The 17204-nt window shown below is 41.2% G+C and carries 10 protein-coding genes; 9 read left to right on the forward strand and 1 reads right to left on the reverse strand.

What is annotated here, in order from left to right:
* The first annotated feature begins 213 nt into the window (after positions 1 to 213).
* From CKW00_RS00325 to CKW00_RS00335, 3 genes are read left to right on the forward strand one after another with little or no spacing between them, the layout of a single operon-like run.
* Positions 214 to 1698: a type I restriction-modification system subunit M gene (locus tag CKW00_RS00325; RefSeq protein ID WP_095820856.1), complete on the forward strand. Its 1485-nt coding sequence runs from the start codon at positions 214 to 216 to the stop codon at positions 1696 to 1698.
* Positions 1691 to 2908, forward strand: a complete 1218-nt coding sequence (locus CKW00_RS00330) for a restriction endonuclease subunit S (RefSeq protein WP_095820857.1) — start codon at positions 1691 to 1693, stop codon at positions 2906 to 2908. The genes CKW00_RS00325 and CKW00_RS00330 overlap by 8 nt, the downstream gene beginning before the upstream one ends.
* Complete coding sequence (locus tag CKW00_RS00335; RefSeq protein ID WP_095820858.1) at positions 2905 to 5847, forward strand: type I restriction endonuclease subunit R; 2943 nt, start codon at positions 2905 to 2907, stop codon at positions 5845 to 5847. Before CKW00_RS00330 ends, CKW00_RS00335 begins: the two co-directional genes overlap by 4 nt.
* Positions 5848 to 5884: 37 nt before the next feature.
* Here CKW00_RS00335 and CKW00_RS00340 read toward each other — a convergent pair whose 3' ends face one another.
* Positions 5885 to 6619 (reverse strand): M48 family metallopeptidase, encoded by a 735-nt coding sequence (locus CKW00_RS00340; RefSeq protein WP_233129680.1) that lies wholly within the window; start codon positions 6617 to 6619, stop codon positions 5885 to 5887.
* Positions 6620 to 6782: 163 nt separating this feature from the next.
* Between CKW00_RS00340 and CKW00_RS00345 the strand changes: the two genes are divergently transcribed.
* The 6 genes from CKW00_RS00345 (at position 6783) to CKW00_RS00370 (ending at position 17077) form a co-directional block, all read left to right on the forward strand.
* On the forward strand, positions 6783 to 8867 hold the full coding sequence (locus CKW00_RS00345) for an HI_0552 family protein (RefSeq protein ID WP_095820859.1): 2085 nt from the start codon (positions 6783 to 6785) through the stop codon (positions 8865 to 8867).
* Positions 8868 to 8870: 3 nt separating this feature from the next.
* Positions 8871 to 10166, forward strand: a complete 1296-nt coding sequence (locus CKW00_RS00350; protein ID WP_095820860.1) for a hypothetical protein — start codon at positions 8871 to 8873, stop codon at positions 10164 to 10166.
* Positions 10167 to 10341: 175 nt separating this feature from the next.
* The gene (locus tag CKW00_RS00355; protein WP_095820861.1) at positions 10342 to 14472 is read left to right on the forward strand and encodes a hypothetical protein; all 4131 of its coding nucleotides are present in this window, start codon (positions 10342 to 10344) and stop codon (positions 14470 to 14472) included.
* Positions 14469 to 14654, forward strand: coding sequence for a hypothetical protein (locus CKW00_RS00360; RefSeq protein ID WP_095820862.1), 186 nt, complete (start codon positions 14469 to 14471; stop codon positions 14652 to 14654). Before CKW00_RS00355 ends, CKW00_RS00360 begins: the two co-directional genes overlap by 4 nt.
* Positions 14651 to 16645, forward strand: a complete 1995-nt coding sequence (locus tag CKW00_RS00365) for an AAA family ATPase (protein WP_095820863.1) — start codon at positions 14651 to 14653, stop codon at positions 16643 to 16645. The genes CKW00_RS00360 and CKW00_RS00365 overlap by 4 nt, the downstream gene beginning before the upstream one ends.
* Entirely contained in the window at positions 16646 to 17077 is a 432-nt protein-coding gene (locus tag CKW00_RS00370; protein ID WP_095820864.1) for a hypothetical protein, read from the forward strand.
* Positions 17078 to 17204: the final 127 nt, after the last annotated feature.

The following is a 17204-nucleotide window of genomic DNA, read 5'->3' on the forward strand; positions in this document are numbered from 1 at the left end:
TTTGCGAAGACAGGAAAGAGGTGTGCTTCTCCTTTCCTTCCACTAAAAAGTAGGGACACTGAAAAAAACTTGCACAAGTAAAGCAGCAGAGCCTAGCTAACCTTTTAGGAACGTTACTTTCGAATCCGGTACTTATGGATTAAAATGGTAGTATGAAGGTTTCTTTGATACAATTTTAACTAAGACTAATGATACAAATGGAGGCAGACAACAATGAGCAAACTGACATTACCGCAATTAGAAGCCCACTTGTGGGAATCAGCAAATATACTACGGGGGAGCATCGACTCCTCTGATTACAAGAACTACATATTCGGATTACTATTCTTGAAACGTCTGAATGACGTATTCGTGGAGACGGCGCAAACGATCGAAAAAGAAGAAGGGGACGAGTACGGCTGGTACGATCCGGATGAACACCAGTTTTTCGTGCCGGAGCGGGCGCGCTGGTCCTACGTACAGACGCAGACGCAGGACATCGGTAACACGATTAATAAAGCTTTTGAAGCACTGGAAGAAGAAAATAAGTCTCTTCGAGGCGTCCTTGCCAGTATCGATTTTAATGATAAAGAGAAGTTGCCGGACAGCTTACTGCTTCAGTTAGTGAAGCATTTCTCCTCCATCGATTTATCCAACAGTAATCTGTCAGAGCCGGATATGCTTGGACGTGCTTACGAGTACTTAATTAAGCAGTTCGCGGACGACGCCGGGAAAAAAGGCGGGGAGTTTTATACGCCGACGAAAGTCGTAGAACTTATTGTGAAGCTTATTAAGCCTGAGGAGGGGATGCGCATATGTGACCCTACCGTCGGTTCGGGCGGTATGCTTATCCAGTCCGTCGATTACATCAAAGCAAGTGGCGGGGACCCGCGGAACCTTTCGTTGCATGGTCAGGAACGGAACCTGAACACGTGGGCGATTTGTGAAATGAACCTCCTTTTACACGGACTGAGTGATCATCACATCGTTCGTGGAGATACGATTCGTGAACCTAAGCTGACAGGAGAGGGGAAAGAGCTTCTGCTTTATGATCGTGTCATTGCCAACCCTCCGTTCTCCTTGAAAAACTGGGGCCGGGAAGAAGCGGAAAGTGATGAATACGGACGTTTCCGTTATGGTCTTCCTCCGAAGAACGCAGGAGACTTTGCCTTTGTTCAACACATGGTTTCTACACTGAATCATGAAGGAAAAGCAGGGGTTGTCATGCCACACGGCGTGCTGTTCCGCGGAGGAGCCGAGGGTAAGATTCGTGAAGGTCTTTTGAAAGATGATCTGGTTGAAGCGATTATTGGTCTCCCTTCCAATCTTTTCTACGGTACGGGCATTCCTGCTTCTATTCTTATTTTGAATCGTAATAAAAAAGAAGAACAAAAAGGTAAAGTCTTTATCTTAGACGGGTCGAAAGGCTATCAAGAAGGAAAGAACCAGAACCATCTTCGGGAGAAAGATATTACGCAAATCATAGAGGCTTATGATGCGTGGAGCGATGAGGAGAAGTATTGCCGTGTAGTAGACATTGATGAAATTAAAGAAAATGAATACAACCTCAATATTGCGCGTTATATTGATACAACGGAAGAAGAAGAACAGGTGGATGTCCAGAAAGCTTTAACTGATCTAAACAGCTTAGAGAATGAACGTCAAGGGATAGAACAACGGATGTATGGATATTTAAAGGAGTTGGGCTTCCATGAATGAACAGCAAGGTTGGGTAAGTGTATTACTTAAAGGCAACATAAATATTTTAACTGGTTATTCATTTAGTTCGAAACATTTTAATGAAACAGAAGGGGTTCCCTTAATACGAATAAGAGACTTATTAACACATACTCCAATTACGAGGTATTTGGGAAATTATGATAGTAAATATTTAGTAGAAAAAAGAGATATTTTAATTGGGATGGATGGAGAGTTCAACATTGTAAGATGGAAAGGACCTAAATCACTTTTGAACCAACGTGTGGCCAAGATCACATCAAACAATGATGAGCTTATATGCGAGGGTTATCTTTTCTATAAATTAATAAAAGAATTGAAAACCATAGAAGCTTTAACTCCAGCAACCACAGTAAAACATCTAGCTAAAAAGGATATTGAACAACTTAATTTAATGCTTCCTCCTTTAAATGAACAAAAAAAAATCGCAGCAATCCTTTCCTCCGTCGATGAAGCGATCGAGAAAACGGAGCAAATCATCACGCAGACCGAGAAAGTGAAAAAAGGGTTGATGCAACAGCTGTTGACTAAAGGGATTGGTCATACGAAATTCAAAAATACGGCTATTGGAGAAATTCCTGAAGAGTGGGAAACGAAAAACCTAAAAGAAATTTTAATTAAAATCGTTGGAGGGGGTACCCCCTCTAGAAAAAAAGTAGAGTTTTTTAACGGGAGCATCCCGTGGGCTACTGTAAAAGATTTAAATAAATTCGAAATTAAGGATACTATTGAGTACATTTCAACTGAAGGATTGAATAATAGTGCTGCAAACTTAATACCAGCTAATTCAGTTATAGTATCCACTAGAATGGCTGTTGGGAGAGCGTTCAAAAACAAAGTCGATATGGCGATAAATCAAGATCTAAAAGCTTTAATAGTTGATAGCAATTTTATTATTTCAGACTTTTTATTATGGTACTATACTCATAAATCATCAGACATTAAGCGTTTGGGGACTGGTACTACTGTAAAAGGGATACGTCTTGAAGATTTGAGAGAACTTATAGTTCTCCTGCCTCCAATAGAAGAACAGAAGAAGATTGTGGAAGTATTAAGTTTGTTCAATGATAAAGTATTCATTGAAAATCAAAAACTAGATAAATTAAAAAGTCTTAAAAAAGGGCTTATGCAACAACTTCTCACAGGAAGGGCCCGTGTACCTGTGGATGAAGATGAGGTGGTGGAGACATGAGTATCACCCGCGACTGGAACGAGAAGAAACTCGTCGAAGAGCGTGCGATTGATCACTTGAAAAAGCTTGGGTACACTCACGTCCCCGGTGCCCAGCTGGACCAGGAGCGAGAGACGAAAAGTGACGTAGTCCTCAAAAAGCGGGTGACGGAAGCGATTTACCGGTTGAATCCCTGGATCAATGAGAACAATTTGAACCAGGTGGTACGTTCGCTGACTCATATGGAAACAACCAGTCTGATGGAAGGGAACGAATCCTTTCATACGAAGCTGTTAAACAGGGTGTCCGTGCAACAGGATCTCGGTAAAGGACGTAAAAATCAGACTGTGCAACTGATTGATTTCGATAATCCGGGCAACAATGAATTTCTTGTGGTTGATCAGCTTTTTATTGCTCAAGGTAAAAATTGGCCGGACGTTTTAATTTTCGTTAACGGGCTGCCGTTAGTCGTTATTGAATGTAAGAGCCCCACCCTTGCTCCTGACGAACAGATGGCTCAAGGGGTGAAACAACTGAAGCGATACCAGAGAGAAAGCGAGCCGCTGTTTTACTACAATCAGTTCATGATCGCCACCAGTAATGACCGGGCCAGGATCGGAACGATTGGAGCGAACCTTCAGCATTACCGGGAGTGGAAGGATCCTTATCCGTACAAGCTTCAGGATATCGGCACGAACCCTTCTTCTCAGGATTTACTTCTGACGGGAACGCTTGAGAAAGAACAGTTGTTCGATCTGATTCAGAACTTCATCGTTTACGAGCCGGAAGAAGGACGGGTCATCAAAAAGATGGCTCACTACCAGCAGTATCGCGCCGTCAATCGAGCTGTGACACGTATCCTGAACGGAGAGAAGCCGAAAGATAGAGGTGGGGTTGTATGGGCGACGCAGGGGTCAGGGAAATCATTGGCGATGATTTTTCTCGCTACGAAATTAAGAAGGATGAAAGAGATGGAGAACCCGACCATTGTGGTCGTCACGGATCGTCAGGACCTCGACCGTCAAATCTCTGAAACGTTCCGTCGCTGCGGTTTTCCGAATCCGGAACAGGCGGGCTCTGTCGTCAATCTTCGGGAACTTCTGAGCCAAGGACCCGGCGCAACCATTATGACGCTCGTGCAGAAGTTTCAGGAAGCAGACGACGAGGATAAGTTTCCGGAACTCACCCGTTCGGAGAATGTCGTCGTCATGGTCGACGAGAGCCACCGCAGTCAGTACAGTGAAATGGCACTGAATATGCGTTTGGCGATGCCGAATGCCACATACATTGGTTTCACAGGCACCCCGATCGATAAAAAAGATAAGAGTACGCGACGTACGTTCGGAGACTACATCGACAAATATACGATTGAACAGGCGGTCGATGACGGAGCGACGGTCCCGATCTTTTACGAATCGCGTATGGTGGACCTTCACGTCCAGGGGGAAACGGTGGACCAGCTGTTTGACCGATTTTTCCGGGAGTACTCTCAGGAAGACCGGGAGCGTATCAAGAAGAAATACGCCACGGAAGAAGCGATTACAGCCTCACCGAAACGGATTCGCAGCATCGTTCTCGATATCATTGATCATTACGAAAAGCACATTCAACCGAACGGTTTCAAAGCCCAGGTCGTTGCGGTCTCCCGGGAAGCAGCAGTGCAGTACAAAAAGGTAATGGACGAACTCAGTGACTATGAATCGAGAGTCATTATTTCGGGCGGCCACAACGACGATGAAGAAATGAAGCAGTACCACTTATCTAAACAGGAAGAGAAAGACGTCATTCAACGGTTCAAAAAGCCGATGGAGGAAGAGAATCTCAGCTTTCTGATTGTATGTGATAAGCTGCTTACCGGTTTTGACGCTCCGATTGAACAGGTTATGTATTTGGACAAGCCGCTGAAAGAACATAACCTTCTTCAGGCAATCGCCCGGACGAACCGTACGTATGATAAGAAGACGTATGGGTTGATCGTAGACTACTACGGCGTCTCCCGCTTCCTGGAAGAAGCGCTCGGTATTTTTCACGAAGAGGATATTAAGGGGGCGTTGAACAACGTCGAAGCGGAAGTCCCGAGATTGGAGTCCAGGCACCGGAAAGCGATGCGTTTCTTCGATTATCAGAATAAGGATGACCTCGAAGGATGTCTCGCCGTACTGGAACCGGAAGATATCCGTAACGAGTTCGATACTGCGTTCAAACAGTTTTCAGAAAGCATGGACATGGTAATGCCGAACCCGATTGCGAAACCTTATTTGGCAGATCTTCAGTGGCTCGGAAAGATCCGTAAGCTCGCCAAGTCCCGCTACCACGTGGAAGAGGGCATGGACATCTCCGACTGTGGGGAAAAGGTGCGGCAGCTGATCGAAGAGCATGTATACGCGTCGACCCCTAATATTTTATTCGAGCCCGTCAATATTCTGTCCAACCGTTTCGACGAGAAGCTCGATGAAATCAAAACTCCGGAAGCGAAGGCAGCAGAGATGGAACATGCTATCAAGCATGAAATCCGTATCAAACTGGAAGAGAACCCTGTACTGTATACATCGCTGAAAGAGCGACTCGAAGAATTGATTGAAAAGCGGAAAGAACGACAAATGTCTATTGAAGAACTGTTAGAAGAATATAAAGAGATGCGGGAAGAAATGATGAGTCATGCGGAGGAAAGCAAAGAACACGGTTTTGAGCCGAAGCAATACCCGTTCTTTCAGCTGTTGGAGCAGGAACTTCCGGAGCACGAAGAAGAGAACGTGAAAGAACTGACGCACGTGATTACAGATATTGTTCAGGACTTTGCGGTCATCGACTGGACCGAAAAGGATGACGTGAAGCGGGAGATGCGTAAGAAAATCAAACGTCAATTACGAGCAAGTAATTGTCCAAATGCTCAAGTGGAGAACGTGGCGCGCCAGTTAATGAATCTGGCGGAAGTTCACTACGCACACATCTCTTACTAAGACAAAAAGCATGATCCTGAGCGATCATGCTTTTGGTTTATCCAATGCAATGTAATTCGATGCCGTGGATACGAAGCCATTCTTTTTGTGCTTCATAATCAGGAAGGACGGAGCGGATAAGGTTCCAAAACTTGTCACTATGTTCCGGTACAGCAAGATGTGCGAGCTCATGAACGATAATATAGTCGATAACGTGGACCGGGGCGAGGAGGATACGCCAGTTCAAGTAGATATTCCCCTCCGGCGTACACGTTCCCCAACGTTTCTGCTGGTTTCGTAGTGAAACGGAGCGAGGACTGACTCCCAAGTACTGCTGGTACCGCTGAACCCTTTCTTTTATTTTGAGGAAGCCGTGAGCTTTGTACCAGTCGATGAGTTTCTGTTCGAGACTTCGCTGCACATCTTCCTGGGACCAGTTTCTGGGGACGACAGCCAGGAATTTACCCTGATGGAACTTGAAGGACGCAGAAGGGACAGCTTCTTTATATACTTTCAGTTTATAATTTCTTCCGAGATAAGGGAGTTTTTCTCCGCTGACGAATTCTTTGGGAGCAGCCGGCTCTTTCACTTCCCCCAGTTCCTTTATTTTCGATAAAATCCAGGGAGCTTTTTGCTGAACGAGATCCTGAATCTTCTCTTCCGCCAGGGAAGGAGGAGCGTAGACAACGACCCCGTTCACTAAATCTACGGCTATCTTCATGTTCTTCCTTTCATGAGAGTAAATGAAGTACTCAATAGTGGTCGTGCCATATCGCAAGGTGGGCATAGTCATCACGTTCTTTCTTAGTCATTAATCTTCTTTCATCATAGCAGTTGTCCGTCAGAAAATAAATTCTTATAGCTCTGGTGCATCCGGCGTCAGGTTTTATGATAAAAACGTAACTTTCTTTATTGTGAACGAGGGTTGATAATACTTTTCAAAGAGGAGAATAATTGTGAAAATACCAGCACAACAGTTTGAATTACTACAGGGGCCTCTACGATTATTTGCCAATATGAAAAAGGAATACACAGAAAATGAAATCGCTGAAATAAAAAATTCGCATCAAAAAGGTTGGAGAGACTGGAAAGAACTGATAAAAAAAGTTTTGGATCAGTTGGGTGAAGGTTACGAGGCAGAAACGGAAAACTGGACCAACGGATGGCTTATACGGACACACTTCTGGACGAGGATCAAACGTTTGGAAAGAAAGGGTGACGCTACTTGTAATTCCGTAGCGATGAACGGAGATTCTCTGCGCGTTCATCTAGAATGGCACAACAATCGTAGCGACAGATCCGGTAATTCGATTGAAGAGCATAACGCATGGATTAACTACGTAGAAGAATGGATAGCAGAGCAATCGATAGAACCTGCCGATTACAAGGTATGGAGCTCTTTGGAGGATGAGAACGAGGAGTATATAACATTGGAAACATACCTTCAGGACGAGGAAGTTCAGGAACAGTACAACCAGATGCTTAATAGTGAGGAAGATATCTGGGTAAGAATAGGTAAGGTATTCACGAAAGAAGAAGTGTTGACGTGGGATTATGCAGAAGAAGCCATTGCGAACGTTATCCGGGCCCTGGATAATCTTTACGAAAAAACAGGAGTAGCCCCTAAGTACTGGTTATTTAATGTCTTCTATTCAAAAAATAGTGTCGTCTGGGAAAAAAGCAGAGCACAGGGAATTGCAGCTATGCAATACGAAGAAGGAAGACAAGTTAGACAGGCCGTTACACAAAACGTAAACGAAATTAAGAAAATAGCGGTTGGAGATTATGTCATTGCCTACACAGGAAAGAAAGGGTTTCTGGCAATAGGAAAAGTGACGAGACCATTTTATGAGGAGAAAGACGAGTCGAAGTATATCTATGCGGATACCGAAAGAGATGGAGGATGGAGGCAAAGAATCGGTGTGGATTGGCTCAAGGTGGTTGACGAGCCGGTGACTTCGAAGGACCCTGGACTGAAAAAAAGGCTGGGGGTGAAGCCGGCTACTGTTATGGGTTCGGCTACTATTTTTGAAATACCTGAAGAAGGCTATCATTTCGTCAAAGGTCTTATAGAAGAAACAGAAGAAAAGGAAGAAATCCCTCAGGTTACTTTTGAAGGAGATGAACTGCCTGGTGGTTTGTATTTTGAAAGAGAAGAAGAGTTGGTTACACAAGTGCGGACTGCGATAGCGAATGGCAAGCATATTATTCTGACAGGGCCGCCCGGTACAGGGAAGTCCAAACTGGCCAAATCTATATGTGATATGTTCGAGGCGGAGTATAAAATGTCCACTGCTACGTCCGACTGGTCGACGTATGAAACCATAGGCGGTTATCGGCCGAATAGTGATGGTACGTTGTCATTCAACCCGGGCCTCTTTCTTGAATGTTTCAAAGACGAAACGACACATTCCCCTCAAAACAAATGGCTGATCATTGATGAGATGAATCGGGCAGATATTGATAAAGCTTTCGGCTCCCTGTTTTCTGCACTGACGGGAGATTCTATTACGCTGAACTTCCAGACGAAAAGTGGAAGACCGCTGCTTTTGAAGCCTCAAAATGACGAAAAAACGATTGTGCCTCAGGAGTGGGAATATATAATTCCTAAAAGCTGGCGTTTGATAGGAACGATGAATACGTTAGACAAGGCTTCATTGTATGAGATGAGTTATGCATTTATGAGAAGGTTCGCTTTCATTCCAGTTGGTATACCGAGGAATATTGACGAGGAGGTCATCCAAAAATATTTAAATACGTGGAAGATAGAAGACTTTAAGCATACTGCCTCTCTAGTATCAGTTTGGAACTACATTAACGAATACCGCCCGATCGGACCGGCGATTATCGAAGATATAGCGAGATATGTAAGTGATGAAGAAGACTTGACATCCGCTATTATCCTTTATGTTCTGCCTCAGTTTGAAGGACTGCTGGATAAAGAGATTTTGGAATTCATCCAGAAGGTTCAACAGGTTCCGAAGGTTGAAGGGGAGAACCTTATTCAATTTGCTGAAGATTTCTTTCATATAAAGGGGTAACGTATGAAGCGAAGTGCAGAAGAACTCATAGAAGAAATCAGTGACTTTCTCGTCGTTTATCTTAAATCGGGGAAAGTAGGGCTCAACTCATTTATTGAAAAGACGGATTTGGAGATTTCCAACTTGGATCAGCTGCTGCAAATACATTTTTTAATGCAGGAGGAAGTGAAGGAATTCGTGAGAGAACTCCCAGCCCTTATTCGAAGATTTAAAACCTCCACCACACTAAAGCAGGATACGTATCACGGGAAAATAAAGGGGCAGGTGAACTGGCCGAGAACCATTAATGAAAGATTATCGAAAAATGCCAGGGACCGTTCAATTTTTGCGGTGAATGAAAGGAACCGGGAATATGCTATAAAAGAGAATCAAGTTTTGCTGGAACTCCTTCAAGTGCTGGACACGATTCTTTTTCATGTGATTGATAATAAACACTACGAGAAGTACACATGGTTTCAGGAATGGAAAAATCTAAAACTGGTAGTTCGTCAAATACTTACAAAAAACGTGTATTTATCGCGTGTAAGCAAAGACCAGGCAAAAGTGACCGATCGAATGGTCATCGATACATTGAAGCATCGCAACCCTTTATATCGAAGGGCAGCCTTTCTTTTACACCAGTATAGGGAAATCAGAGAGGGAGAGATGAGCGAGGAAGATATTCGGCATCTTCTCAGGGAGACTTTTATATTTCCAGAGGAAGAATCGGTATTGTTTGAGCTATACTGGGTGGTCCGACTAATTGAAACAAACACGAAAAAGGCTCAGTTGAACATTCTGGATGGCAAAAATAATCTTGTGGCCGAGTGGGAAGATGAAACTTACTTGCACAAGATCTATCATGATTCGGACGGCTCCTCAGAGCTTAATTTTTCTGTAAGTACGAAGGAAATCGCAAACCATTATCACCCCTTCCTCGATCGTAAATTAGCTTCTCAGCAACATGCAGCAAAACTGGCTCACCAGTTTTTCGAAAAAGGGTTCGACTCCTCAATGTATTGGAGAGGACGTCCTGACATAATAGTGGAGATGTATAACAAAGAAGACTATCAATTGAGAAAAGTCGTTATCGGTGAAGTGAAGCACACCACCAGCCGGGACTACGCCATCACGGGACTCCGGGAACTGCTTGACTACACCACATTTGCAAAGAATAAGTCAGGGGAATACTTTGAGGATGCCGGTAATGTACCGATTATGGGAATGCTATTTACGGACCGGGTCACTTCTGGAAATGGCGAGGAAGTTTCTCTTGTTTTGAAAGAGATTAACGAAAAAGTAGTGCACGTGTCCATATAAGAAATGTTTTCTAACCGGTACAAATCCTCATCATTTTTTTGTAACCCCTTACAAAAAGTTCAATAATAATTATTTAAATTTGTGGATTCCCGTTAAAATGGAAATAGAGCTAATGTATTCATAATTAATTTTATTGCTTTAATGCTCATATAATACATCAAGGAGGAGCTTAACGATGAGCGGAACACATCTTTTCGGATTTGTAAATACGATTTCGGAAGATCTATATACGTTAACGAAAGATATAGAAGCGAGTTTATTTTCTCAACCTCAATCAGTATTGATTCAAGCCAGGCTTTATACGGAAAATCTGATGAAGATTGTAAGCAAGCAGGAAGAATTAGAGAAAGTAGTCCCGCTTAAACACGTCGAGCGAATTTATAGGTTATATCGTCAAAACGCCGTAGAAGGGGAAATATACGCGAAGCTTGAATGGGTCAGAAAGAAAGGTAATAAAGCTGCTCACGACATTCACGCTGCAACATATGAGGACGGGTTCAAGGCTCACCGTTACCTTTTTGATATCAGTGTCTGGTACATGCAGGTGTATGGGAGCTACGATTTCGAAGCTCCTATATATAAGTTACCCGAGCCGAAACACAAAGAATCAGAGTTGTCTGAGGAGAAAGTGAAAGAGTTAGTTCAACCCTTTGTAGAACAAAGCTTTCACCAAATGGATGAAATGAAACGTGAATTACAGAACCAATTGGAAGAAATAAAAAAAGAAAGAGATGCTTTATCTAAATCTGAAGAAGCGGATTCCGAGAAATTTGAACAAGAGGAAAATTCTGAGGAAGAATTCTTTTTATTTAAATACTTGGATGAAGAAGGAATGGAGTACGTAGATAAACGCGATAAAAATGGTGCTTTGTGGATTATAGGAGACTGGAGTATAAAAGATAAGCTCTTTGCCTTAAAGCAACGTCACCTCTACTTCCGTTTCGCTAAAAAAGGGGGGAGGGCGACCAACAACCAGCCTGCCTGGTTTCTGCTCAATAAAAATTTTCAAGAGAAACCAGAGGATTATAAACAGCTGGAGAAAGAAGAAACGAACAAAGAAAATTCAGACATAGTAAGTAAAGATGTAGAAGCTCCTGAAGATACAATGGTAAGTTTTTCCGTTTCTTTAGAGGTATTAGAGGCCAGGGACTGGGTGTCAAATGGGCAACTTAGAATGCCTCATCATTTAGAAAAAGTAACTTTGTACCAGACGTTTGATCCGATACTTTCGAATTTAACGGGTTGTTCTACCTTTGGAGATATTACAGAAGAGAAATTAAGAGAGGTTTATAAAGAATCCAAGGAGTCTTTTCTTAACACTGTGGAAGCTCTCTTCTTTTGGGGAGTAAGGTTTACAGGGAATCTCGAGAAATTTCAACCAACCACGCAAGGTAGCGACAGGTATATTATTCGTGTGCATAACGCAGGTGGTAAAAAAATTAGAGATATTGCTTCCGTTAAAGAGGCGAAAAAGCTCGAGAACCGAAATATTACGAATGTGGAAACCTTAGACAAAATACTGTTAGATTCGTTGAATTGGCTCACTGGAACCAATAACAACTGGGTAGAAGAAAAGTCGGAAAAACCTGCAGAAAAGACATCTGAATCCAAAGAAGACACCATGCTTCATTACAAAATGGAAAAAATGAGGATTCCCGCAGTCATAGCTGAAAAGTCTTTATGGAGGATAGGGGTGGAAGGCTGCGATAATTTATTGCGTCAGTTTAACAACCTTGGTGTAAAGAAATTGGAAGATATCGATTTCAGTCTCGACAATGTCCATGAAAAGATGAGTCAAACTGGCGAAAAAACTATTAAGAAATTTTGGCATCAGTTACAACAGATTGCAGGCGAGAAACAAGAAATAGACAAAGTAAATAAAGTGGATGGTATAGAAGGAAATATAATTTATTTTGATAGAGAAAAGATAAAGGTACCTGAAAACTTGAAGGACGTGGAATTGAATGGAGCGTTTTTCTCAGGGGCTGAGAATGCAGTTGAACAATTGAAGGCCTCCGGCACCAAAACTCTAGGGGACCTTCCATCCGATTTTATTACAGTTCGTAAAATTAAGGGTGTAGGAAATAAAAAGGTAGAAATAATTTTCAAGCACTTATCTAATTTTATTCAAGAAGAAGAGAAGAGAAAAGAATTAGAAAACCTGAGCCCTGAAGAATATAAAAAACATCTATTTCAACAATTAATGGCCAGGCTTGATAATGCAATGGAAAATGAGGAAGCTGCAAAAAAAGAAAAAATTCCTACTAGATATTTTTATCTCACTAAAAAACGGTACCACGCAAGCCTTAGAGGCGAGCATCTCACATTAGAAGAACTGGGTAATGAGTTAGGGATGACCAGAGAAGGGGTTCGTCAGATTTTTGCAAAAGGGGACGCTCGCATAGCTACTCTCGTCCAGCCTTTCATTGATTTTGTACTTCATAATGAACAAAAAAGTAAAAAAATGTTCGTTGAAGATTATCTCCATACACATTCGCTGCTACACTATATAATTCTTCAGGGAATTGAAAAATTAGGGCTTACAACCGTTGCTTCCTCGGAGAAAGTATATATTAGTAGGTTAGATGAACATGAACTCAGAGGAATGAAAGAAGAAATAAAAAAAGAACTTAAAGAGACGTTCCATCTTCGGGTTATCAATTTCCAAAAATTAAGGGAATACTGTGAAGAAAAAGCTGTAGAGGTAGGGTGTTCAGTTGAATTTATAAAAAGAGTTGCTGAAGGGGAAGTAAATTGGTTGGCCGAGGACCAGGGGATACTAAAATCGATAAGTAAGAAAGATGTAGTAGAGATGGTCATGTTGCAATATCCGGAGGGTGCAGAGATCTACGGTCAAGAAGAAGAACTTATAGAAAAAGCTAACGATTTCATGCCGGGTCAATTTAAGGGGGAGAGGTCTTTTAATTCCATAGCATTGCGTGAAGACGTAGCTAGTTCTATTCTACTGTGGGACCGAGGAATTTACATTCATGAAAATTTTATAACTGTTAATCAATCAATCCTAAATAGAGCTATTCAAATGGCAGTTAATTTGGTGAAAAAAAATGGCTCTGTGAAAGTCACCAAGGTGTATGAAAATTTTGAAGAAGAGTTGAAAGAACAGGGTATTATGAGTGAATATGCTCTGTACTCTTTAATGAGAAAACAAGGAAATGAATATTTGTCTTTTAGTAAATTTCCAACAATCCACCCTGTTGGAGAAGAAAGAAAAAGCAATGGCGAGTATATAAGAGAATACCTAGAAAATAACGGTGGTAACGCCACTATCTCAGAACTAGAGAATGAATTTTTGAGTAACAGAGGGTGGAAGAAATTTAGTTTGAGTCAAGCTTTGGCTAAAAACAAAGAAATTGTTGTACTGGACCGGGAGGAGTATGGGTTGCTATCGGATTATAGTCACATAAAACCTGAAGACTTACAGTTCGTAGCTGATCAAATTACTGATAAATTAGAAGAGAGTCCTGTAGCGTTCATCGATGCTTTTTATCAGGAAAACGAGTTGGTTTTAAGAAGTTTACGAATAACCAGCAGGCGTTTGTTGTACTCCCTGTTAAAAGAAATGTTTGGTGATGTATTGAAAATGGGCAGATTCCCTTACATTTTGAAAAAAGGAATAGAGATAAATAACGTCTTTGGTAATAGGCTAATTGACGACTACATCAAAAAAGAAGAGGACATAGTGTCGAGAGAAGAAGTAGAGCAGTGGATCACTGACATGCTCGGGGAGAATGATAGATACTTGGATGCAGTCCTAGGCCATTCCAGTACAATTCTTTACTACGCTCAAGGTGAATACGGAGAATATGTTCACGCAGACACCATTGGCTATGGACCAAAGATGAAAGAGGACCTGGAACGATCAGTTACGAATCTATTTGAAAAGATTTCAAAAATGAGAAACAGAGATTATGTATTTATTGATGAATTGATAGATGAAGAGAGTCTTCCTCCTTTGAAGAACCAAATAGAGTGGAGTGAAGATTTATTAAGACATTTATTGAAAAAGTCAGACCGCTGGAATTTGATAGGTTCATATGACGCAATTGTGACTCCTGTTTATTCTTCCATTTCTTCAGATGCAAAATTTATAGAATATTTGCTTCAGAAAGAATTTTCTGGATCTGCTAAATTAAACTCTTTTAAAAAATATCTTAATGATATTAAATATTCGAATGGTGGCAAGTTATTAGCAGAAACAGAAGTGTTGTTAGAAGAAGGGGAGGCCCCCTTTCAGTTAGATGGAGATGAAATTCTGCTTAAAGATTGGAGTGACGTTAGCTTATGAACAATAGACTTGTGGCTCACATTTCTTCATTACTTGAAGAGGAAGACGCAGATGTTAAAGAATTGATTGTCCACACTATAACCCAAGTAGAAGAGAAGAATATTTCTGCTATGGCCCATGCTAAGAAAGTTAGTCGTTTTATAGATAAAAACTTAAGCGAAGGATCAGGTGATCCAGAATGAAGATAGAATCATTAACAATGAAAAATTTCCGCCAATACTATGGCAGACAAACAATTGACTTTGCCCAAGGTGAAAATCAAGAAGTTGTAACTGTTATTTTAGGAGAAAATGGGCGTGGAAAAACTGGAATTTACCGTGCAATGTTATTCGCTTTGTTTGGTGACGAAAAACTGAATCAAGATACCGATGAAGCTTCTTTAAACCTAGTGAATCTTAAGGCGATTAAAGAAAGTAACGACAACGTAGAAGCAGAAGTAACGCTCACTTTTTCCCACAATTCTCAGCAGTATGTAATTAGCCGGAAGTTGGTAGGGGGTCTCATTAACGATAAAGTTACCGAACAACGGGCAGGTCAGAAATTAAAAGGTATTACTTCAGGAGAAGAGTGGATCGGAGAAGAAGATATATCGTTACAGATACAACAATTTATCGATGAACGTGTAAAGAACTACTTCTTTTTTGATGGAGAAAGAATTGAAAGGTTAACGAGAGTATCACACCAACAACGAAAAGAGATCTCTACCGGAATTAAAAATTTGTTGAAAATAGATGATGTCTTTAAAACGGAAGCAGTTCTGAAAGAAGTTAAGTCGAAAGCGAATGCCGAACTTAGTAAATATTCAAGTGGAGAGTACAAAAAGGCATTGCATGAGCTGGAGAAAAGAGAAAAGGAATATGCCGATTTATTACTAGAAAAAGAAAATAACGAAGAATATAGTTCAACTATGGAAAATGAATTAAACAACGTGAACCAGAAGTTGAGTGAATTCGAATCCATGAGTGCCCTTCTAAATAGTCGTGATCAGTTAGAGCAGGAAGTAAAAAAAGCTGAGGCAAAGATTGAAGAGAAAACAATGCAACTCCGGGTTTTCAATGACTATCTGCCACTGATGATGGGAGAAGACACACTTGAGCTTGTGCAGGCTAAACTGAAAAAAGAATTAGAGAATCAGGATTTTTCAGGTATATCTTCTTCATTTGTCCAACAACTTGTGAGTGATATGCAGTGTATTTGTGGTACGGATTTATCGAAGAACCAGGAGCAACTTCAAGAACTTAAAAGCCTGGAAGCTTCCGTCAAAGAATACGAAGAAAATAAAACGTCCCACGAATTGTTGGAAGCATTAAATTCCTTATTTGATTTTTTGAGTGGTCGAAAGGACGTTATAGAACTGCAACTTACCGATATTAACCAGATGAGTTATGAAAAGGAAGAAAATCAAGTAAAACTGGAGAAATTGAATAATCGTCTGTCAGATTCAGCGGAAGGCGAAATGCAGCATTTGAATGATAAAAGAAAAGAACTTCATAGAAAAATAGACGAGGCAGAAAATCAACGTGAAAGGCTTCAAAGTCAGCTCACCAGTTTAACTGAGACGATAAAGAATGGGAAATCTCATTTAAAAGAGTTAGAAAAAAGAAGCGGGGTACGTTCTAAACTTCTGGAAAAAAATGATTTACTGGATCGTTCTCTCCAAACGATGTCCGGATTAATCGCAACTTTTGAAAAGGAAATGATTGAGGAACTGGAAAGGGCAGCCCAACAGAACCTGCAATATCTATTGGATGCATCCGGCCAGTCGATGATAAGCCGTGTGAAAATAAACAAAGATTACTCAATCGAAGTTTATAATGCATATAATCAACCTTTCCTCGCCAATATTTCTCAGGGTCAGAGACAGGTTCTGTCTTTGAGCTTCATTACTGCGCTTGCTCAAGTAGCAGGGGGAGATTCTACGCTGGAAATGCCTTTGTTGATGGATACACCTTTCGGGAGGTTAAGTGAGATGCATCAGAAAAATTTAATCGATTACCTCCCGCAAATCTGTTCTCAGTGGGTGCTATTGGTAACTGGCAGGGAATTCGGTGAAGAAGAGAAGAAGAAGTTTGAAGAGTTCGGAGTTCTGGGGAAATTTTATGAGTTAGAGTCGCAAGAAGCTGGAATGACAGTAATCAGGGAGAAACAGGAAATTGGAGGTGTAAAAAAGTAAATGGAGGAAATAGGTCAGCTTAGAATATTTGTTCCTGACGAACAGTTTAGCATTTATCAAAAGTTAGGAAGAAATTTCTTTTCCAAGAATAGTCAATTCTTCGTTTATTGTGCAATAACAGGTAAAAGAAAGGGGTATAAACAAAGCTTAAAGAATAAACATGAGTTGTTTCAAGCTAATACGTTATCTCAACATGAATGGACTGTACTAAAGTCTATCTACTATGATGATGAAAACGTCGCGGGTACCTATAAAGATATAATTACCAAAGCTCAGGACTATGCAAGCGGTGGGTTTGAATGGTTAATGAACAATGAATTCCGTGATTTCGTTCATTTTGATGAGAATTATTTACTTACAGGGAATGAGACAGAATTTCAAATCAAGTTGATCGACTATACCTTGAATCACAAGAACGAAGTGCCGTTTTAATATCGTCAGAGTGGAGCCGCATTGGCTCTTCTTATTGCGGCACACTGATAAAAATAGAGATATAGGTAGAGATAGAATAGTGTACATTATGATTAGAACACACGGAGACTCCTACGGGAACAGCACG

It is taken from the genome of Salimicrobium humidisoli (assembly GCF_002295105.1).
Lineage (GTDB): Bacteria > Bacillota > Bacilli > Bacillales > Halobacillaceae > Salimicrobium > Salimicrobium humidisoli.